Source organism: Candidatus Lariskella endosymbiont of Epinotia ramella, assembly GCF_964019805.1.
GTDB lineage: Bacteria > Pseudomonadota > Alphaproteobacteria > Rickettsiales > Midichloriaceae > Lariskella.
In genome coordinates this window covers 497,659-517,212 of sequence record NZ_OZ026472.1, presented here as the reverse complement: position 1 = coordinate 517,212, position 19,554 = coordinate 497,659, and the positions used below count along the sequence as shown (strand labels likewise).

General features: G+C 33.8%; 18 protein-coding genes. 7 read left to right on the top strand and 11 right to left on the bottom strand.

Annotated features, from left to right (window positions below):
• Positions 1–45: 45 nt before the first annotated feature.
• Positions 46–1,779, bottom strand: a complete 1,734-nt coding sequence (locus AACL20_RS02235) for a protein-disulfide reductase DsbD family protein (protein ID WP_339052473.1) — start codon at positions 1,777–1,779, stop codon at positions 46–48.
• Between the two features lie 1,449 nt (positions 1,780–3,228).
• On the opposite strand from AACL20_RS02235, the gene AACL20_RS02230 reads away from it, so the two are divergent.
• Both AACL20_RS02230 and AACL20_RS02225 read left to right on the top strand, forming a co-directional pair.
• On the top strand, positions 3,229–3,849 hold the full coding sequence (locus AACL20_RS02230; protein WP_339052472.1) for an ankyrin repeat domain-containing protein: 621 nt from the start codon (positions 3,229–3,231) through the stop codon (positions 3,847–3,849).
• A 28-nt stretch (positions 3,850–3,877) separates the two neighbouring features.
• Positions 3,878–4,555: an ankyrin repeat domain-containing protein gene (locus AACL20_RS02225; protein WP_339052471.1), complete on the top strand. Its 678-nt coding sequence runs from the start codon at positions 3,878–3,880 to the stop codon at positions 4,553–4,555.
• On the opposite strand, the gene AACL20_RS02220 is transcribed toward AACL20_RS02225, so the two are convergent.
• From AACL20_RS02220 to AACL20_RS02205, 4 genes are all read right to left on the bottom strand, one after another.
• Positions 4,518–5,338, bottom strand: a protein-coding gene (locus AACL20_RS02220; RefSeq protein ID WP_339051669.1) for an IS5 family transposase whose coding sequence is annotated in 2 segments (ribosomal slippage) — positions 4,518–4,951 and positions 4,951–5,338 — 822 coding nt in all. Because the reading frame shifts where the segments join, the coding sequence is not laid out codon by codon here. The two genes, AACL20_RS02225 and AACL20_RS02220, sit on opposite strands and share 38 nt — an antisense overlap.
• A 113-nt stretch (positions 5,339–5,451) precedes the next feature.
• On the bottom strand, positions 5,452–6,234 hold the full coding sequence (locus tag AACL20_RS02215) for a hypothetical protein (RefSeq protein WP_339052470.1): 783 nt from the start codon (positions 6,232–6,234) through the stop codon (positions 5,452–5,454).
• A 189-nt stretch (positions 6,235–6,423) separates the two neighbouring features.
• Positions 6,424–6,834: a type II toxin-antitoxin system VapC family toxin gene (locus AACL20_RS02210; protein WP_339052469.1), complete on the bottom strand. Its 411-nt coding sequence runs from the start codon at positions 6,832–6,834 to the stop codon at positions 6,424–6,426.
• Positions 6,835–6,840: 6 nt separating this feature from the next.
• Positions 6,841–7,071, bottom strand: a complete 231-nt coding sequence (locus AACL20_RS02205) for an AbrB/MazE/SpoVT family DNA-binding domain-containing protein (RefSeq protein ID WP_339052468.1) — start codon at positions 7,069–7,071, stop codon at positions 6,841–6,843.
• A 292-nt stretch (positions 7,072–7,363) separates the two neighbouring features.
• Here AACL20_RS02205 and AACL20_RS02200 point away from each other — a divergent pair, with 292 nt between their 5' ends.
• Positions 7,364–7,948, top strand: coding sequence for a recombinase family protein (locus AACL20_RS02200; protein WP_339052661.1), 585 nt, complete (start codon positions 7,364–7,366; stop codon positions 7,946–7,948).
• A 29-nt stretch (positions 7,949–7,977) separates the two neighbouring features.
• Positions 7,978–8,754: a helix-turn-helix domain-containing protein gene (locus tag AACL20_RS02195; RefSeq protein WP_339052467.1), complete on the top strand. Its 777-nt coding sequence runs from the start codon at positions 7,978–7,980 to the stop codon at positions 8,752–8,754.
• Positions 8,755–8,759: 5 nt separating this feature from the next.
• Here AACL20_RS02195 and AACL20_RS02190 read toward each other — a convergent pair.
• Positions 8,760–9,580, bottom strand: a protein-coding gene (locus AACL20_RS02190) for an IS5 family transposase (protein ID WP_339051669.1) whose coding sequence is annotated in 2 segments (ribosomal slippage) — positions 8,760–9,193 and positions 9,193–9,580 — 822 coding nt in all. Because the reading frame shifts where the segments join, the coding sequence is not laid out codon by codon here.
• A 192-nt stretch (positions 9,581–9,772) separates the two neighbouring features.
• Between AACL20_RS02190 and AACL20_RS02185 the strand changes: the two genes are divergently transcribed.
• Complete coding sequence (locus AACL20_RS02185; protein ID WP_339052466.1) at positions 9,773–10,348, top strand: Mu transposase C-terminal domain-containing protein; 576 nt, start codon at positions 9,773–9,775, stop codon at positions 10,346–10,348.
• Positions 10,341–11,177 (top strand): AAA family ATPase, encoded by an 837-nt coding sequence (locus AACL20_RS02180; RefSeq protein WP_339052465.1) that lies wholly within the window; start codon positions 10,341–10,343, stop codon positions 11,175–11,177. Before AACL20_RS02185 ends, AACL20_RS02180 begins: the two co-directional genes overlap by 8 nt.
• A gap of 35 nt (positions 11,178–11,212) precedes the next feature.
• On the opposite strand, the gene AACL20_RS02175 is transcribed toward AACL20_RS02180, so the two are convergent.
• From AACL20_RS02175 to AACL20_RS02165, 3 genes are read right to left on the bottom strand one after another with little or no spacing between them, the layout of a single operon-like run.
• Complete coding sequence (locus AACL20_RS02175) at positions 11,213–11,611, bottom strand: hypothetical protein (RefSeq protein ID WP_339052464.1); 399 nt, start codon at positions 11,609–11,611, stop codon at positions 11,213–11,215.
• On the bottom strand, positions 11,598–12,473 hold the full coding sequence (locus tag AACL20_RS02170) for an IS256 family transposase (protein WP_339052660.1): 876 nt from the start codon (positions 12,471–12,473) through the stop codon (positions 11,598–11,600). The genes AACL20_RS02175 and AACL20_RS02170 overlap by 14 nt, the downstream gene beginning before the upstream one ends.
• A gap of 48 nt (positions 12,474–12,521) precedes the next feature.
• Entirely contained in the window at positions 12,522–13,736 is a 1,215-nt protein-coding gene (locus AACL20_RS02165) for an IS256 family transposase (protein ID WP_339051785.1), read from the bottom strand.
• Positions 13,737–14,362: 626 nt separating this feature from the next.
• Between AACL20_RS02165 and AACL20_RS02160 the strand changes: the two genes are divergently transcribed.
• Positions 14,363–16,381, top strand: a complete 2,019-nt coding sequence (locus AACL20_RS02160) for a S9 family peptidase (RefSeq protein ID WP_339052463.1) — start codon at positions 14,363–14,365, stop codon at positions 16,379–16,381.
• Positions 16,382–16,606: 225 nt separating this feature from the next.
• Here AACL20_RS02160 and cydB read toward each other — a convergent pair whose 3' ends face one another.
• Together cydB and AACL20_RS02150 are read right to left on the bottom strand one after the other, a co-directional pair.
• Positions 16,607–17,629, bottom strand: a complete 1,023-nt coding sequence (gene cydB, locus AACL20_RS02155; protein ID WP_339052462.1) for a cytochrome d ubiquinol oxidase subunit II — start codon at positions 17,627–17,629, stop codon at positions 16,607–16,609.
• Positions 17,622–19,022 (bottom strand): cytochrome ubiquinol oxidase subunit I, encoded by a 1,401-nt coding sequence (locus AACL20_RS02150; RefSeq protein WP_339052461.1) that lies wholly within the window; start codon positions 19,020–19,022, stop codon positions 17,622–17,624. The genes cydB and AACL20_RS02150 overlap by 8 nt, the downstream gene beginning before the upstream one ends.
• Positions 19,023–19,554: the final 532 nt, after the last annotated feature.

Here is a 19,554-nt window from a genome sequence, read left to right as displayed (position 1 = left end):
TCTACTGATCCTACGCATGTATTATCTCACATAACGACAAGCAAACTATTGAACTGATGCAATTCCTTCAAACAATATATCCCGTGTCAACACAATTGGTAATTTTAGTCCAGTAAGATTTTTAGGGCCATATATTACATTTAGCGGAATTCCATGCTGTGAATGAGTTACAAGAAACTTTGATATCTCGTGATTACTATGCGTGTAATCTGCTCTCATTAATAAAACATTTTTCTTTTTAAGCATGTTTATTACATCCTTATTATCCAAAATCATTATCTTATTTACCTTACAAGTAACACACCAGCTAGCAGTTACATCAATCAAAACAGTTTGTCCGTTATTTACATAGCGCTGTAACTTATCAGCGTCAAAATTTTCCCATATTGCATCGATATTTTGATCATCTTTTGCGTTATCGTTGACACAATATGATAAAAGCGAAAAAGCTAATATCACAGAAGTTAGAACAACATAGCGTATAGCGGCTTTAAAATAGTGAGATTTGATCAACACTACTCGAAATACAAACAATCCAAAACATAATGCAATTATGGATTGCAAATTAAAATGATAAGATAATATATAAACAAGCCACAAAATAGTTAGCAAAACAAAGCAAGCCATAATTTTTTTTGTATGCTCCATCCAATTACCAGGTTTTGGTAGCTTGGAAAGTAGTGCTGGCTTCATTGATAGCGCTGCATAAGGTATAGCCATACCAAGCCCTATACAAAGATAGGTCAGTAGGATCATCAAAAAATTCTGACTCAGTGCAAAAGCAAGAGATGTTGCCAAAAATGGAGCTGTGCATGGGGTTGCAAGTATTGTAGCAAGAACACCTGAAAAAACGCTGCCTAAATACTCATTATTAATTTCTATGAGACCAAATTTATTATTTATAAAACTCGGTAATTTCACTTCAAAATCACCCCATAAATTACTTGCAACTAGCGCCATAATGATAATGAGTACAATTAAGAAGATTGGTGACTGAAAATGTATTCCCCACCCAATCAGCTTTCCTCCTGATTTAAATAATATAGTAATTATTGCCATTATAAGAAATGTTAATATAATACCAATAGCATTACATAAAAGGTTCATCGTAATAACTTTATGCTCTTTTTTGCTATGTTTAATAATGCCAAATAGTTTTATGGAAAGAACTGGAAATACACATGGCATAAAATTGAGTATAAAGCCGCCAAGCATTGCTCCAAACATGATTAAACATATTTCAAGAACATCAATTTTACCTGCAGCTTGAGTATTTGCATGATTAGAAGGAAGCGCCACATCTATTTTATGTTCAAAGACAGCGCAAATTACATTACAAGCAGCATATTTTACTATAATTGATAGATCTTGAGTTGCTGTATATTCTTCCTTCCCTATTTTTACTATTATACTGAAATCCTTATCATAAACATATGACGTTACCACTTCACCCGAAACATCTTCTTCATATTTATTAGCTTGAGGCCAAATAACTTCATTTATAAAAACTTTATCCATCTTGTTTTTACGAAGTAATTCTATAGAAGGAGGCATGCCTGTATCGCCAGGATGTGTACTATAAATTTTCCATTCATTGTTCAAATGGAAATTCACTATTATTACATATTGATTGTCTAATAGTATCGTACTTGCTGAAACATCTGCTGCTTGTTTGATATGTGCATGAACATTTCTTGAACTATAAGTGCAAAAGAGCAATATTATAATTGCTAATAAATGACTTATGCGCTTAAAGCTAACATTTAACAAATATATCATGTTTTTATATGGATAAAATAAGTGAGTTGCCTTAGATCTTAGTGTTTTTATTTTGTATAGTTCAAGGTTTTTATAAGAAATTTGTTTTAGGATTCTTTGAACAACGTGCTGTGCAAGCTATTATGACAAAACAAACTATTAATATATAACACAATCGCCATGACACTCCCTTAATAAGTGCACGCGCGAAGATTTGCAATGCATGATTTTTTAGAGTGCAGGTTAATTTCTGCGCATGATACTTTTATATATTTGCGAAGAAATTGGCCAGCACAATTACTTGGTTAACAGAGCCATGCCTTTACCTTGCGCGACATATCAAGGTAATGTTAAGAAGATAAAGCTAGTTACACTGAAACCTTTGTGTTTACAAGTTTATAGAAGCCAGTTATATATTTTGCTTGATTTTGAAATACAAAAGTTGCAGCAATCTATAGTTGCCATTTAAAAGCATATAACTCGTAAAATTTCCTCGTACAAATATCTCATTCATATCAAAACTTTGCAAGGATTTTACGCGTAGTAAAAGGTAAATCTATATCACATCATACATGAATATTTTTTAATCACGTATTGCTATATTCTATAACCTTAGTGTATGGCAGACTTTTTCATCAATATAAAGAAGTGTATACCACAGGTAAATTATGTAGACGCTGCCTTAAGTAAGTGCATACATAAGAAGTTAGACTTCAAAAAGAGCTAAGAAGTCTGTCCGTCAAAAGTCTATTTGATATGCAAATAAATTGTTCGGAAAGTTGAGTGTACAAAAATTAGCTTTTAGGCGCAGCTCTGCGCTCAGTTGCGGATATATAATTTGTGCTGTACCTAGCAAATACTACTTAATAAAACACATAAGATTTTTGATAATTTGCTACTTTTTTCATCAGATCTCAATAGCACGCTCTAAAAAGCGCAAATTTTAAAAGATATGGCGAGTATATGTATTATTTTATCACTTTAGTAACAGCCGCAGCATATTTATTCTACAAAAATTGTTGAATTTTGTCTTTCAAAAACTTTAGGAAAGCTGCTCTGAACTCAATTTTAGCGTATATTCAGAGAAGTTGTGAATGATAAAATAATTGGCAAACAGTGCCCTATAAGCTTTTAAAAACCTAAGATTATAACATAGCTTTATGAGATACTAAGTATCTATAGCAATAAAATAATATTATATTTCATCTATTATTTTCTTTTGCGGCAAACATCTTCAAAACATCTCAATAACTCTCAAATTATCTCTACATAATATAGCAAGATTTATGTTTTGGACCACATTCAACAACATAAAATTATATAATACTTTTGATATCTTCTTATTAAAATAAATTAGATGCAAGGCTCTACACTGATGTTGAACTTGATCCAATAATTTATTGAATATACTAATAAATCTCGCGGTTATTGTTTTAAACTTAAAATTATGCAGATTGCAGGAAGTAATTTATGAAAAGCGAAGATATATCGAGCAATTTAACATATCACGAATTACATTACGCAGTTAAGAAAGATATAAAACTTCTAGAAAATTTGATAAAAAAATCTAAAGAACAAGTAGGTGAGTTGTTAAATGTGCAAAACTGTTCTGGCAATACTGTGCTACATATTGCAGCAGAGCATAACTCAAATTCAATCCAACTCTTAATAGAAGTATTTAAAGAAGAAGTTGAAAAGCTAATTTATGTAAAAAATAATTACGGCAATACTGCTCTGCATTGGGCTGCTCGATATAGTCAAGACTCATTAAAACTTCTGATAGATGCATTTGAGGAAAAGGTACTTTATATAGAAAATAATTATGGCAACACTGCTCTGCATTGGGCCGCTCGATACAATCCAGACTCGCTACAACTCTTTATAGAAAAGTTTGGAGAGAAAGTAGCAGAAATGCAAAATATCGATGGTGAATCAGTATTTCACTTAGCTGCTGAGAATCCAGCGTCACTTGCTCTCTTAATAAAGAGATTTGGAAAGAAAGCAATAGAAGTGAAAAATAGTAATGGAAATACAGCAGCGCATCTAGCTGCTTGCTTAAACCCAGTCTCATTTAAACCCAGTCTCATTTAAACTACTGATAGATACATTTGGAAAAGAAGTGATCGAGGTAGTAAATAATGATGAAAGTACAGCCTTATACTGGGCTACAAAGTATACGCCAGAATCACTAAAACTACTAATAGAAGCATTTGAAGAGAGATTATTTGAGATAAAGGATAATGACTTAAATACAGTTTTGCACTGGGCTGCTGAGTATAATGTAAATTCATTCAAACTCTTGATAGAGAAGTTTGGCAGGAAAGTGTTTGAGATAGTAAATAAATATAACCAAACAGCTTTGCAATTTGCTATACAATATAAACCAGACTCCCTAAAACTCCTTATAGATGTATTTGGAGAAGAAATTCTTCTATTACAAGATACACTTGATAACACAATATTACACTACGCTGCTCAGCGCAACTTCGATTCACTGAAACTATTGATAGATACATTTGGTGAAAGATTGCTTGCGGTGAAAAATATTTATGGATACACAGTGCTACATACTGCCGCTCAAGCAAGACCAGATTCTCTAAAATTCTTAGTAGCTGCATTCCCGGAAGAAGTCGAAAGATTGTTAGATGAAAAAAATAAATTTGGCGTGACTGTAATACATTTAGCTAATGCAAGAGATTTATCTCACTTAATAGATATAGATTTATTAGAAGCTACAATAGACCTCTTGCATAACCTATTTAAAGCTCAAAGTTATAGATACCAGCAAGTAAATTAAACCTTAAACCGAATCGTTTTCTTCTGTTCCTATAACGATCAGCGATAATTTTAAATCGTTTGATCATGCCTATGACGTTTTCATTTAAAACACGTTCACTAGACAATTGACGATTTTTCTTTTTATCTTTCCTGCTTAGTGGTCGCTTTTTTGTCTTTTTCTTTGGTAACTCTGAATTATAATGCAACTTATCAATGCCTTGATAACCAGTATCTGTAAGAACTTTAATCTCAGGGTGGATGTGAACTCCGGATTCTTTAAATAACCTGAAATCATGACGCTTGCCATTAGAAAAATTAGTGCAAATGATTTCTTTTTTCCTTTTATCCACAATAAGCTGAGTTTTTAGAGTATGTCGCCTCTTTTTTCCCGAATAAAAGTGCTTCTGTTTTTTTTAGGTCGTTCTATCGGTGTTTCAGTAGCATCAATTAACACAAGTTCGTATTCAGAATCGCTTTTTAGTAATGCTTTACGTCCAGGTAGTGAAAATCGTTTATCTTTAATTAGAGTATCTTCAATCCAACGTATATTACGATAACAGGCACTTTCACTTATTCCATAACTGCGGGAAATATGAAAATATGTCCTGTATTCACGCAAGTACTCAAGCGTCATGAGTAATCGATCTTCTAAAGCCAATTTATTGGGTTTTCCACCTTGAGACTTTAAAATAGCTTCAGCTTCTTTTAATATACTTAGTATAACTTCAAACGTTCCTCGTTTAATGCCAGTAAGCCTGCGAAACTCTTCTGCGTATTCATCTTTGATGTTTTCAAACTTCATGTTATCCTTGATAAAATCAAGGATTTTAATCAATTTATATGGTTATGCAAGAGGTCTAATATCAAATAATTGATAAACTCGCGTTTGTTGAATTACATATTAGAGTCTAAAAACTAGCAGTCACAGCATTTAGAACACCAAGGACTATTACCTATTGCTTCAAATGTTATCTCATGAGAAATCGTAAAATCAGGTAAAGTATTCATCACATAGTGCTCTGCTTGCAAGTCATCATTTTGCTTCTCATCCGTTTCTGAATTAGATTCTTGCTCTTTGTGATGTAAAGTATTCATCGCATAATGCTCTGGTTGCAAGTCATCATTTTGCTTCTCATCCGTTTCTGAATTAGATTCTTGCTCTTTGTGATGTAAAGTATTCATCGCATAATGCTCTGGTTGCAAGTCATCATTTTGCTTCTCATCCGTTTCTGAATTAGATTCTTGCTCTTTGTGATGTAAAGTATTCATCGAATAATGCTCTGGTTGCAAGTCATCATTTTGCTTCTCATCCGTTTCTGAATTAGATTCTTGCCCTTTGTGAGGTAAAGTATTCATCGAATAATGCTCTGGTTGCAAGTCATCATTTTGCTTCTCATCAAGTTTGGTATTTTCAAAATTGTTTAAATCAATTGTACCACTTTGAGTAGATTGTAAGTTATTAGATCTTATTTGATCAGTCTTACTTGCTTTATTTACTAAACTTGTAGGCTTTTTAATATTTCTTTCTGCTTCAACTAAACTCTCAGCTTCCGCCCTAGCGCTCCGACTCGCTCCAGTTAAAGAATTAATCGAAATCCTATTAATACTGCCTTCTTCCGCCCCAACTATGAAAATATCATCTTCTGTTTTATCTATACCACTTGCTCTAGTTATGAAGCTAGTCGAAAGCTTCTTCACATTTCCTTCCTCTTCATTAGTTACATAATCAGCTTCTGGCTCCTCAAATAAATCTTCTGACAGAACATCAGGTTTCTTACACTTATCTTCTGATTCATCATCTTTATGTAACGTGCAGCAATAAATGGCACTATTTGTGCATAATTATTTGGCACTTTAAAGTTATATGAGTTAGTTTCTTGAAAGAGATTAGTGATTAATGGCTGTGGCCAATACAAAATTATTATCTTTCACTGCTGTTTGATCAAATGTTAAAGTTTTTGAACAACCAAATTCTTTATTGATTTCGCCGATTAGTGCATCAGAGAAGTCTAATCTATTTTGGATGTATTGATTTAAAGCAAGCCATAGTAACTTCTGATTCTCGAAAGCGAATTCTTCCGTTGATAATATTTGTTTTATGACCTTACCAATTTCCTCTTTGTTATATTTATAGCCTTTTTCTAGCACCCAAATTAATTCACACATCACTATGTTGTTAATGAATAGTGAATTATGAGAAGCGGCATAACTATCAAAGATTTGTCCAGAAATTTGAGCTTGTTCCGTATCATCCTGAGTAAGATAGCGAACCAAAATATTAGTATCTATACCAATCATATCCGCCTATGTGCTTACATTTTTTATAATTTCATTTATTTCTTGACAAGTAAGAGGGATGTTAGGTTTTGCTAATATGCCTTTTAAGCTTCTGAGAGATTTATTAATTGGCAGTATTAGTATGCAACCATCCTCTAAAAGAAATTCTAACCTATGACCAGTACTTAGATGCAATTTCTCTCTTATTTCGGCGGGTATAGTAATTTGACCTCTGCTTGTCATTGTAGACTGCAACATAATATAATTTGCTCATATAAATGATATTTGCTTTATAATACACTATAGCATGATAATTCATAAATAACAATGTGCCAGCAGAATAAAGACGATATTAGATATAAAATAAGAGAGATCTGCAATAAGCGGTAATAAATTATTATTTCGGGTGCACGAAAAACACTTGTTTTACGACGCTAAAATAATAGAAAGTAAAATATCTTGTAAACAAGTCAAAAACTGGCTAAAACCATACGGAAAACATTGTCGGGATAATTGTATGTCCGAAAATAACTCTAATGAGGTTTTTCGTATGAAAGTGGGGTACATGAGAGTATCGTCAGAAAGTGAACGCCAAACAACAGACCTGCAAAAGGATGCTTTAATTCAAATCGGTGTTGATCCAAGAAATATTTTTGAAGATAGAGCTAGTGGAGCTAAGGATAACAGGCTAGGGTTAGAAAAAGCACTAGCATTTCTTCAGCCAGGAGATTGTCTAATTGTCTGGAAACTAGATCGTTTAGGACGCTCTATATCACATTTACTCAGTATCGTTAACGACTTAAATAAACAAGGCATCGCTTTTAGATCTTTAACTGAGCATATAGATACAACAACAGCTAATGGAGAGCTACTATTTAATATTTTCGCATCACTTGCACAATATGAAAGAGCTTTGATAAAAGAAAGAGTTATTGCAGGACTGGCTGCAGCTAAAAAAAGGGGTCGCAAAGGTGGCAGGCCACGCTTAATTGATCAAGAAAAAATGGACATTATACTTGAATCTTTAAAAGCAGGCACGAGTAAGGCATCTATATGCAGGACTTTTTCTATTAAACGCTCAACTTTATATGATGCTTTAAATAAACATGTTATATCTGCTCAAGATATATCTTAAGGGTATGGTTTTTAAGTATATTAAAACAAATGGATACTGGCAAAAATACAAATAACTTAAGCAAATATTCAGAAACTCAAAGAAATGAAGCTTTAAGAAGATATAAATTGATTGAGTCATTCTTGTGTAAAAAAGAAGCTTTAGCAGTTATTTGCAGCAGACACAAATTAGCTCTAAGGACAGCTAGAAGATGGATAGCTGATTATAAAAAACAAGGTTTAGAAGGCCTCATTAGACAAAAACGTAATGATATTGCTAAAAGACGCTCCATATCAAATGAAATCCAACAAATCGCAGAAGGAATATATTTACAAAATGCTCATTTGAGCATCAGCAGTATTTATCGTAAGGTGAAAGAATATGCCACTGGGCAAGATCAAAAATGTCCTAGTTACCGTACAATATGTAATTTAATCAAGAAATTACCTACACCTATGGTTACATTAGCGCATCATGGTGATAAAGCATACAAGCAAAAATATGACATACTTTATAGACATCAAGCTGATTATGCAAATCAGGTTTGGCAAGCTGACCATGTATTATTAGATATTTTTATAGTTATAGATGATAAACAAAAATCTGCAAGACCTTGGTTAACAGTAATTATTGATGATTATAGTCGCGCTATTGCAGGTTATGAATTATCATTTCTTGCACCTTCAGCTATTAAAACTTCACTTTGTTTGCGTCAGAGTATTTGGTGCAAGAAAGAATCATCATGGTCTATATGCGGCATTCCAAATGTGTTATACACAGATCATGGCTCTGATTTTACTTCAAATCATATTAGACCTCTTGCATAACCTATTTAAAGCTCAAAGTTATAGATACCAGCAAGTAAATTAAACCTTAAACCGAATCGTTTTCTTCTGTTCCTATAACGATCAGCGATAATTTTAAATCGTTTGATCATGCCTATGACGTTTTCATTTAAAACACGTTCACTAGACAATTGACGATTTTTCTTTTTATCTTTCCTGCTTAGTGGTCGCTTTTTTGTCTTTTTCTTTGGTAACTCTGAATTATAATGCAACTTATCAATGCCTTGATAACCAGTATCTGTAAGAACTTTAATCTCAGGGTGGATGTGAACTCCGGATTCTTTAAATAACCTGAAATCATGACGCTTGCCATTAGAAAAATTAGTGCAAATGATTTCTTTTTTCCTTTTATCCACAATAAGCTGAGTTTTTAGAGTATGTCGCCTCTTTTTTCCCGAATAAAAGTGCTTCTGTTTTTTTTAGGTCGTTCTATCGGTGTTTCAGTAGCATCAATTAACACAAGTTCGTATTCAGAATCGCTTTTTAGTAATGCTTTACGTCCAGGTAGTGAAAATCGTTTATCTTTAATTAGAGTATCTTCAATCCAACGTATATTACGATAACAGGCACTTTCACTTATTCCATAACTGCGGGAAATATGAAAATATGTCCTGTATTCACGCAAGTACTCAAGCGTCATGAGTAATCGATCTTCTAAAGCCAATTTATTGGGTTTTCCACCTTGAGACTTTAAAATAGCTTCAGCTTCTTTTAATATACTTAGTATAACTTCAAACGTTCCTCGTTTAATGCCAGTAAGCCTGCGAAACTCTTCTGCGTATTCATCTTTGATGTTTTCAAACTTCATGTTATCCTTGATAAAATCAAGGATTTTAATCAATTTATATGGTTATGCAAGAGGTCTATTGAACAAGTTTGCATTGATTTAAAAATACAGCTTATATTTTCTAATATCGGAGAGCCGAGAGGAAGAGGAAAGATTGAGCGTTTTTTTCGTACATTGAATCAACTGCTACTTTCTGAATTAGACGGTTATATTATGAGTAAGAATCCTGTTGCGAAACTCAATTTAGCTGAGCTAGATAAATTAATTTGCGCTTTCATAATAATGTATAATCAACGCACACATCCAGAAATACAAACAACTCCAGCAGTACGCTGGGAAGAACATGGATTTCTACCTAGAATGCCCGAATCTCTTGAACAATTAGATCTATTGCTAATGGAGTCTGTTAAACAAAGAAATGTTCGACGTGATGGTATAAGATTTCAGGGATTGCGTTATCTAGATTCTATATTAGCAAGTTATGTAGGGGAATGGGTCGTTATTCGCTATAATCCTTCAGATATCACTAGCATAAGAGTATTTCATAAAAATAAATATCTTTGCCAACCAGTATGCCAAGCACTAGATCAAGAATCTGTAAGCTTAAAAGAAATACAAGTAGCAAGAAATGAGCATCGTCGGAATTTAAAAAAACAAATAGCACAACGTTTATCAATAGTTGACGCAATTTTAGCATCTAAACAACAAACAGAGTCATTCATAGAAATTCCTAAAAAAACAATCAACAAAAAACCTGGATTAAAGCTTTATATGGTTGATAATGAATGATTTTATACTAACAAAAGAATATAAACGCTTTGTTGAGTTTTGTAATACTTGCAAAAAAGAAAAATATATTGGACTTTGTCACGGGCATGCAGGAGTAGGCAAGAGTATGTCTGCTGTTTATTATGCAAATTGGCACAAGGTAGAAGCACAGCTTATCGCTGCATCAGCATATGATCAAGGATTTCATCGTTATAATCCAATTATAGATATGAAGCCATATAACACAATAATCTACACTCCTGAAGTCATCAATTCAGCAAAGCTCATAGTTAATGATATTAAACAGTTGATACATCATTTTAGTCGTTTAAAAGAGCGTAGTATTTATGGTGAATTTATTCCACCCGAAAGAGAAGTAAGACTTAAAAAGTATGTTGAATTGCTTATTATTGATGAAGCAGAACGTTTGCAATCAAAAAGTTTAGAGCAAATCAGAGATATTTATGATCGTCAAAATTATGAATATGATGGTTTAAATCAAATAGCAGTTATCTTTATAGGTATGCCAGGCATTGAAAAACGGTTGATTCGTTTCCCACAATTATATTCAAGAATTGGTTTCACTCATACTTTTAACCCACTTTCATCTGAAGAAATATCTTTTATAATTGAGCAGCATCTGAAGACATTAGGTATAGCGTTTAAAGAAAATAATTTTATGGATCATGAAGCAACAGCTGCTGTTGCCCGCATAACTAATGGAAATTTCAGACTTATTAATCGCCTTTTAAAACAAGCAATTAGGATTATTGAAGTAAATCAACTTTCTTTTATATCAAAAGAAGTAATTAATTCAGCTAGAGAATGTTTAGTAATTGGAAATAGTTAATAGAGTGCCAAATAATTATGCACAATTAGTGCCATTTATTGTTGCACGTTACACTTATCTTCTGATTCATCATTTTTAAACTTCACTGCAGCACTTGTTTCAAAAACATCTTCTGGCAGAACATCTTCCAGCAGAACATCAGGTTTCTTACACTTATCTTCTGATTCAGTATCTTTAAACACTACTAAAGCAAGCTGCGATTCAGTAACAATCTCATAGTTTTGCTGGTGAGAGACAAGTAATTCTTGAACAGTTCTATTATCTGTATTCACTCCTACAGATATTAAATTATCTAAATTATTAGTCTTATTCGCATTAGCTTGTAAGTTATTATCCACATAAACTATTAAATTCTCTCTACTTGATAGTTCAGTCAAAAGCCGGGTCTTTCTCATTGATTGTGTAAATTTTTTAGAGCCATTAAAATCTCCCATCAAATTTGATTATAAAATGAGCCATAGCTTCATTCCAGTTAGAGATAGGCATGGTCCATTTTTTGGTAATATAATCAATCGTTAGGTATAAAACCTTGAATACCGAATCATCATTTGGGAAAACACGCTTATTTCTTGTAACTTTTCTCAACTGACTATTCAGCGATTCTATAGCATTTGTAGTGTAAATTATCTTACGGATACTCTCTGGATATTGCAGAAATATTACAAGATTCTCCCAATTATTATACCAGGATTTTGCTATATGTGGATATCGTTTACTCCATTTCTTATCAAAAGATTCTAGGGCAAGATGCGCTTCATCTTCAGTAGCAGAGCTATAAATAAGCTTTAAATCTGATGCCAATAATTTTCTGTCTTTATATGATACATACTTCAGGCTATTTCTAATTTGATGTACTATACAAAGCTGATGCTCAGTTTTGGGATAACTTGCGCATATAGCTTCAGACATACCAGTCAGGTTATCACTACAGGCAATTAATATATCTTTTAATCCTCGATTCTTCAATTCAGTAAAATTACTAAGCCAGAATTTAGATCCTTCATTCTCACTTATCCATAATCCTAAAATATCTTTCCGGCCCTGTAAATCTATACCCAGCGCAACATATACTGATTTATTAATTATCTGTTTATCTTGCCTTACCTTAACTATTAAACAATCAAAATATACTATAGGATATAATGGTTCAAGAGGTCTACTCTGCCAAATTCTAACCTCATCAATTACATCATCTGTAACCCTACTAATTAAACTCTCACTAACTTCTGCTCCATATAATTCTTGTAATTGGATCTTGATATCAGACAAACTCATCCCCTTGGCATACAGAGATATTATCTTTTGAGGGTCTTTCTCATTGATTGTGTAAATTTTTTAGAGCCATTAAAATCTCCCATCAAATTTGATTATAAAATGAGCCATAGCTTCATTCCAGTTAGAGATAGGCATGGTCCATTTTTTGGTAATATAATCAATCGTTAGGTATAAAACCTTGAATACCGAATCATCATTTGGGAAAACACGCTTATTTCTTGTAACTTTTCTCAACTGACTATTCAGCGATTCTATAGCATTTGTAGTGTAAATTATCTTACGGATACTCTCTGGATATTGCAGAAATATTACAAGATTCTCCCAATTATTATACCAGGATTTTGCTATATGTGGATATCGTTTACTCCATTTCTTATCAAAAGATTCTAGGGCAAGATGCGCTTCATCTTCAGTAGCAGAGCTATAAATAAGCTTTAAATCTGATGCCAATAATTTTCTGTCTTTATATGATACATACTTCAGGCTATTTCTAATTTGATGTACTATACAAAGCTGATGCTCAGTTTTGGGATAACTTGCGCATATAGCTTCAGACATACCAGTCAGGTTATCACTACAGGCAATTAATATATCTTTTAATCCTCGATTCTTCAATTCAGTAAAATTACTAAGCCAGAATTTAGATCCTTCATTCTCACTTATCCATAATCCTAAAATATCTTTCCGGCCCTGTAAATCTATACCCAGCGCAACATATACTGATTTATTAATTATCTGTTTATCTTGCCTTACCTTAACTATTAAACAATCAAAATATACTATAGGATATAATGGTTCAAGAGGTCTACTCTGCCAAATTCTAACCTCATCAATTACATCATCTGTAACCCTACTAATTAAACTCTCACTAACTTCTGCTCCATATAATTCTTGTAATTGGATCTTGATATCAGACAAACTCATCCCCTTGGCATACAGAGATATTATCTTTTGATCTAAACCATCTATTCTTGTTTGATTCTTGGAGACAATTACAGGTGCAAATTTACCTTCTCTATCTCGCGGAATATTTAACTCGATACTGCCATTCTCAGTAATCAAATTCTTATTATAATGACCATTCCTGCAATTCTCAGTTTCAGACCTATCATATTTGTTATAACCTAAGTGTTCAGACATTTCTGCCTGCAAGGCTCTCTCCAAAATACTCTTCGTTAATTCCTTAATCAATCCATCCTGCTTCAGTACTGTCTTTAAATCCGCTCCTCCTTCTATCAGTAAATCTATCGCTTCATTTATTTTCTTATTCTTTTCTGTCTTCATTCTAATTACCTATATTCTTTATTAATTCCAAATATAGGCTCTACTATAATTTACACAATCTTTGATAAAGACTCGATCTTGAACAAGTAGCTGCTAGTGCTACTACGCAAGATATACCTGTTGCTGCTCATTCTAATAATGCTGAGGTAGACTCAATAGATAATGTTTCGCTGGATATTACATCAAGCACGGTATATACAGATGATATAGCGTCTGAATGTGATACAAATGTGAGTACACTAAGTACACCAAACGCAGAACTTTAAGAGTTCTATTTATTTCATGCTTTTGGAATGCAATATATTCATGTATATCATGTATAGTATATAGATAATTTAGCGCCCTTATGTTTCTTAGGGCGTTTTTCTATGATGCTTTTTTAGTTTCTGCATGTTTATATCGGCTTGTATAGTAAGATACAAGTTTCAGCATTTATATAGCTGGGCTTTTGTACTAAATAGTATATAGTAGTTTTCCTTTACCTTTAATTGCATGAGCTTTAGTTTGACTAGCTTGCGTAGCTTATTCATAAATTACTATTCAATTTTCTTTTCATTTTTAATATGTTATTCAGATTCTATCACAAAACCAGGCTTATAAACGTTATACATGTATGCCAAGTATTTTTGTTATCAATAATAACCCCAAATTACTCCATCGCTATGCAGACAAAACATGATTCGCTAATACCAAGAACTGTACTTTTTGGAAATCCAGATAAAACTGCAGCTCGCATTAGTCCAAACGGCAAATACATAGGTTATATTGCACCTAAGGATGGAGTGCTCAACGTTTATGTTGCAGATGCGGACAATATAAAAAATGCGAAATGTATTACAAATGACAAGGTAAGAGGGATTCGTTCTTATTTTTTTGCATATGACAATAAGCATGTAATGTATATGCAAGATGAGGCTGGCGATGAGAATTGGGCGGTCTATAGTGTTAATATTGAGACTTTAGAAGAAAAAAGGCTGACTGCAAGTGGTGTACGCGCAATGATACATAAAGTGAGCCAAAAATTTGAAGATGAAATTCTTGTTCAAATGAATAGCCGTGATCCGCGTTGGCATGATGTTTATAGATTAAACATTAAGAGCGGAGAAACTAAGCTTGTATACGAAAACAATGAGTTTGTGGATTTAATAAGTGATGATGATTTGAATTTGCGGTTTGCTGTCAAACAAAAGCAAAGTGGGGATGTATATGTATATAAATTTGATAAAGAACTAAAAGCTGAAGAGTTCTACGTCATTCCACAGGAGGACTATTATACAACTGGCATAATAGGTTTCAATAAAGCTAATGATAAGATTTATACAATAGATTCAAGAGATAGAGATACTGGGGCTCTTTTCGAAGTTGATATAGAGAGCAAGTCTGGCAAATTAATATATAGTAATGATAAAGTTGATGTTTCTGGCTTGACTCTTCATCCAACAGAGAAGAATATTTGGATTGTCAACTACAATTACTTGAGAGATGAGATTGTAGTTATAGATGATGCTATTAAAGAAGATATAAAATATCTGAAATCCATAATAAAAGGAGATATGGAAATAATCAGCATGTCATTGGATGGAAAGCATTGGATAGTTGCAGACTCACAGGATAATGGCCCTGTAATGTATTATAAATATAACAGAGCAGAAAAAGGCGCTGGATTTGCTGAGTTTTTATTTGCTAATAGGGATGATTTAAATAAGTATAAACTGGTACATATGCATCCAGTTGTGATCAAATCTAGAGATGGTCTTGACCTCATTAGTTATCTTAGCCTTCCAAGTGGGAGTCAGAAAGATGATGGATTAACAACGAAATCTCCGCTTCCTATGGTACTTTATGTGCATGGTGGTCCAACTGCGAGAGACGATTGGGGCTTTAACTCTGCTCATCAATGGTTAACCAATAGAGGGTATGCTGTCTTAAGCGTGAATTATCGTGGATCAACTGGATTTGGGAAGAGCTTTATAAATGCAGGCAATGCTCAATGGGCTGGAAAAATGCATGATGATCTAATAGATGCAGTAGATTGGGCTGTGCAAAATAAAATAGCTGATAAAGAGAAAGTTGCTATCATGGGTGGAAGTTATGGTGGATACGCTGCCCTAGTTGGGCTAACATTTACTCCAGATGTATTTGCATGTGCAGTAGATATAGTAGGTCCTTCTAGCTTAGAGACTCTGTTCAATACAATGCCTCCTTACTGGGTGCCTGCGCTTAAGTCGATGCAGATTAAGATTGGAGCAGATCACACTACAGAAGAAGGAAAGGAATTTTTAGCATCTAGATCTCCAATTACATATGTTGATAGAATTAATAAGCCTCTTCTAATAGGGCATGGAGCAAATGACCCTAGGGTTAAGCAATCTGAATCTGACCAAATTGTTGATGTGATGAAGCAGAAGAATATTCCTGTCACATATGTTCTCTATCCAGATGAAGGTCATGGATTTGCAAGGCCAGAGAATCGCATATCATTTTTTGCTATCGCTGAGAGGTTTTTGTCTCATTATTTAGGGGGAAGATTCGAAGATGTCGGCTGTGATTTGAAAGATTCTTCTATTGAAATTAAGCACGGTGAAGAGTTCTTGCCTAAGATTAATAATAAGTGTGATGAGCAGACGGAGAAAAATCAACTATGAAAATGTTGTAAAGCTTCATCAAAGAGAGGGGGCTGCAGATGCAGCTTCCTTATGGAGTGAAAGTGGTTGTTCTTTAACGGATAGACTAGCTATAACAAACTCTTAATTAGGTATTTAATGAGATATGTTGCAGACAAGATAATAAGCATTCCTCCCAGCCATAAAATGACAAACCACATCCATTCTTTCACTCTTTTATGAGTATTTAACCAAACACAAGAGTTTTTAATACATCGCCTCATGGCTGCTTTTTTCACGAAAAACATAATAGCAATAACTTGTATAGCCTAAAATAAGTGGTAGTAACGGTACAACTCCGCATAACATCAGAGATAAGCTTGGTCCATAAGCTGCGGCGTCCCAAATTGTGTAATGATATGGAATCAACCATGGAAATATACTCAGACCTAATCCCAAGTATCCCATGAGAAATATACCAATACTGCAAAAAAACGGGCGGCGTTCATATTGAGCTTTACGCAAATCGCAAAAGAGTAAAAGAAACAAGACAGCTGTAAAGAACGGAATAACTGAAAGATAATATAAGTTTGGTATACTGAACCAAAAATTCTTGATTCGCTCGTTTATAAATGGCACAACAATGCTTACTAATATCATAAAAATTCCAACAAAACAAAGAACATAAGATGCCACGCGATGAGACCATTTTTGAGTTATATCTTCAGTCTTCATGATCAGCCAAGTAGAGCCTAAAAGTGCGTAACCAAATATAACTGCTATTCCAGTCATGATAGAAAAAGCCGTAGCCCAGTCAAATGGTCCACCTGCAAAGTTGCGTCCATTGACTTGCACACCTTGGATGAACCCACCAAGAATAGTTCCTTGACAGAAAGCAGCTCCAAGTGAACCAAAGTGGAATACATAATCCCATAGTCTGCGAGAATTTTTCCCTGCTTTAAAACGAAACTCAAATGCTACACCACGCATAATAAGCCCCAGTAACATCAATATAATCGGCATATAAAACGCAGGCATTAATATTGAGTAAGCTAGCGGAAAAGCAGCAAAAAGCCCACCACCTCCAAGCACTAACCACGTTTCATTTCCATCCCAGAATGGTGCAATAGAGTTCATCATTTTATCGCGGCATTGATCAGAAGGTGCAAACGGAAAAAGTATTCCAATGCCTAGATCAAAGCCGTCTAAAAGCACATACAGAAATATAGCAATTGCTATTATGATTGCCCAAATGAGCTGTAGATCTATTATATGAGAAAAATCAAACATGCGGCCCTCCCTTCGTGGCAATCGATTCAATCACAGAAGCTTCAATTCCATGTTTATAATATTGTTCGCCGCTTTCAGTAACAGGAATACCATTTCTTATTAATTTAACGATATAATATATGCCTGCACTAAATATCAGCGTATACATCACAATAAATGCAGCCAATGACCATGCAACCTGCGCTCCAAGAATAGCTGGAGAAACTGATTGTGCTGTTCGTATGATACCATATGCAGTCCAGGGTTGCCTGCCAATTTCTGTGACAAACCATCCAGCTAAAATCGCAATAAAACCACTAGGTATCATTAATATCCACCATATATGCAGCCATTTGCTTTGAAATAATTTGCCTCGAAAAGACTGCAGAGTGCTTACAATACCTATTCCAATCATTAACATGCCAATGCCGACCATTACACGAAAGCTCCAAAAAACCCATACTACTGGCGGTCTATTTTCTTTTGGTATATCTTTCAATGCTGGAATTTTGCCATTTACATCACCAGTTAAAATCCAGCTGGCACCACCTGGAATAGTAATGCCATACTCTGTAGTCTCTTTTTCCTGATTTGGCCACCCAAATAGAAAAAGCGGTGCATTTTCTTTATGATTCCAATTACCTTCCATTGCTGCAACTTTTGCTGGTTGATAGTGCATAGTGTTTTCACCATGCATATGACCAACAAATAATTGTATAGGAGATACTATAACAACCATAATCACAGCCATTGCCAGCATAATACGTGCTTGTGACATATCGCGTTTTTTTAAAAGATAAAATGCAGCAATACCGCCGACAAAGAAAGAAGTCGCTAAATATGCGGCTATTGTCATATGTATGAAGCGATAAGGAAAGGATGGGTTAAAAATAATCTCAATCCAATTAGTAGGAATTAACCTACCATCTGTTGTTATTGTAAAACCTTGTGGGGTTTGCATCCAACTATTAGCAGATAAAATCCAAAAAGCAGAAATTAAAGTGCCAGTTGCCACAATACATGTGGCGAAAAAGTGCATCCTATGACTGACGCGTCCCCACCCAAAAAGCATAATGCCAAGAAATGATGCTTCTAAAAAGAAGGCGGTCAATACTTCAAAACTCAATAAAGGACCTAAAACATTTGCTACACGATCAGAAAACACTGACCAGTTAGTCCCAAATTCATAAGACATTACAACACCAGATACAACACCCATGCCAAATGTCACAGCGAAAATTTTGACAAATAACCTATAAATATCCAGAAATCTTTGATCTTTGGTGGCAAGCCAGCGCCACTCCACAACCGCAAGAAAACTAGCGAGTCCTATGCTGATTGCGGGAAAGATGATGTGAAAACTTATAGTAAACGCAAATTGGATGCGGGCAAGTAAGATAGGATCAAATTCCATATACAACTCCCAATATTTATTCCATAGCAAAATTTACTATATAAACTATTTTTTTGTAAAGAAAACTTAATTTATCTCAAAACTGATTGTCTCAAAGAATGATATTGTAATAGGCACAGATAAAAATCAGTCTATATAAAAGACTTTGCATAACCAAGAATTTGCATCAATTCTATTATTGATTATTTCTTTTTATAAAGAAACACTTATATCTACAAATTAACAAGGGTTTAATATTTATTTTCGTTTATTTCTCTCAAAACTTTTGTGGCACTTATGCTTTTAGATATAATTCTATAATAGCATTTATTTGCCTCTATAGTTTATCAGTCAAAAATTAGCTCACGTGCGGACATGCGCTAAATTTTTGGCGATATAAAATATTACTTAACAAAATCCATAAGTTTTTTTGTAATTTTGCCACTTTTCCTGCTGGACTTTATGTGCAGTATAATTGCTTACTACCAAGATCAATCTTATAGCTCCTTAGAATTATGACGCAAGCGTTACCATAAGTATTTTGAGATTTCAT

Coding starts and splice junctions, on each gene's coding strand:
- AACL20_RS02200 (WP_339052661.1), top strand. CDS start 7,364: ATGAAAGTGGGGTACATGAGAGTATCGTCAGAAAGTGAACGCCAAACA.
- AACL20_RS02205 (WP_339052468.1), bottom strand. CDS start 7,071: ATGTTGCAGTCTACAATGACAAGCAGAGGTCAAATTACTATACCCGCC.
- AACL20_RS02210 (WP_339052469.1), bottom strand. CDS start 6,834: ATGATTGGTATAGATACTAATATTTTGGTTCGCTATCTTACTCAGGAT.
- cydB (WP_339052462.1), bottom strand. CDS start 17,629: ATGTTTGATTTTTCTCATATAATAGATCTACAGCTCATTTGGGCAATC.
- AACL20_RS02165 (WP_339051785.1), bottom strand. CDS start 13,736: ATGAAGACAGAAAAGAATAAGAAAATAAATGAAGCGATAGATTTACTG.
- AACL20_RS02175 (WP_339052464.1), bottom strand. CDS start 11,611: ATGGGAGATTTTAATGGCTCTAAAAAATTTACACAATCAATGAGAAAG.
- AACL20_RS02230 (WP_339052472.1), top strand. CDS start 3,229: ATGAAAAGCGAAGATATATCGAGCAATTTAACATATCACGAATTACAT.
- AACL20_RS02195 (WP_339052467.1), top strand. CDS start 7,978: ATGGATACTGGCAAAAATACAAATAACTTAAGCAAATATTCAGAAACT.
- AACL20_RS02235 (WP_339052473.1), bottom strand. CDS start 1,779: ATGATATATTTGTTAAATGTTAGCTTTAAGCGCATAAGTCATTTATTA.
- AACL20_RS02185 (WP_339052466.1), top strand. CDS start 9,773: ATGAGTAAGAATCCTGTTGCGAAACTCAATTTAGCTGAGCTAGATAAA.
- AACL20_RS02180 (WP_339052465.1), top strand. CDS start 10,341: ATGAATGATTTTATACTAACAAAAGAATATAAACGCTTTGTTGAGTTT.
- AACL20_RS02150 (WP_339052461.1), bottom strand. CDS start 19,022: ATGGAATTTGATCCTATCTTACTTGCCCGCATCCAATTTGCGTTTACT.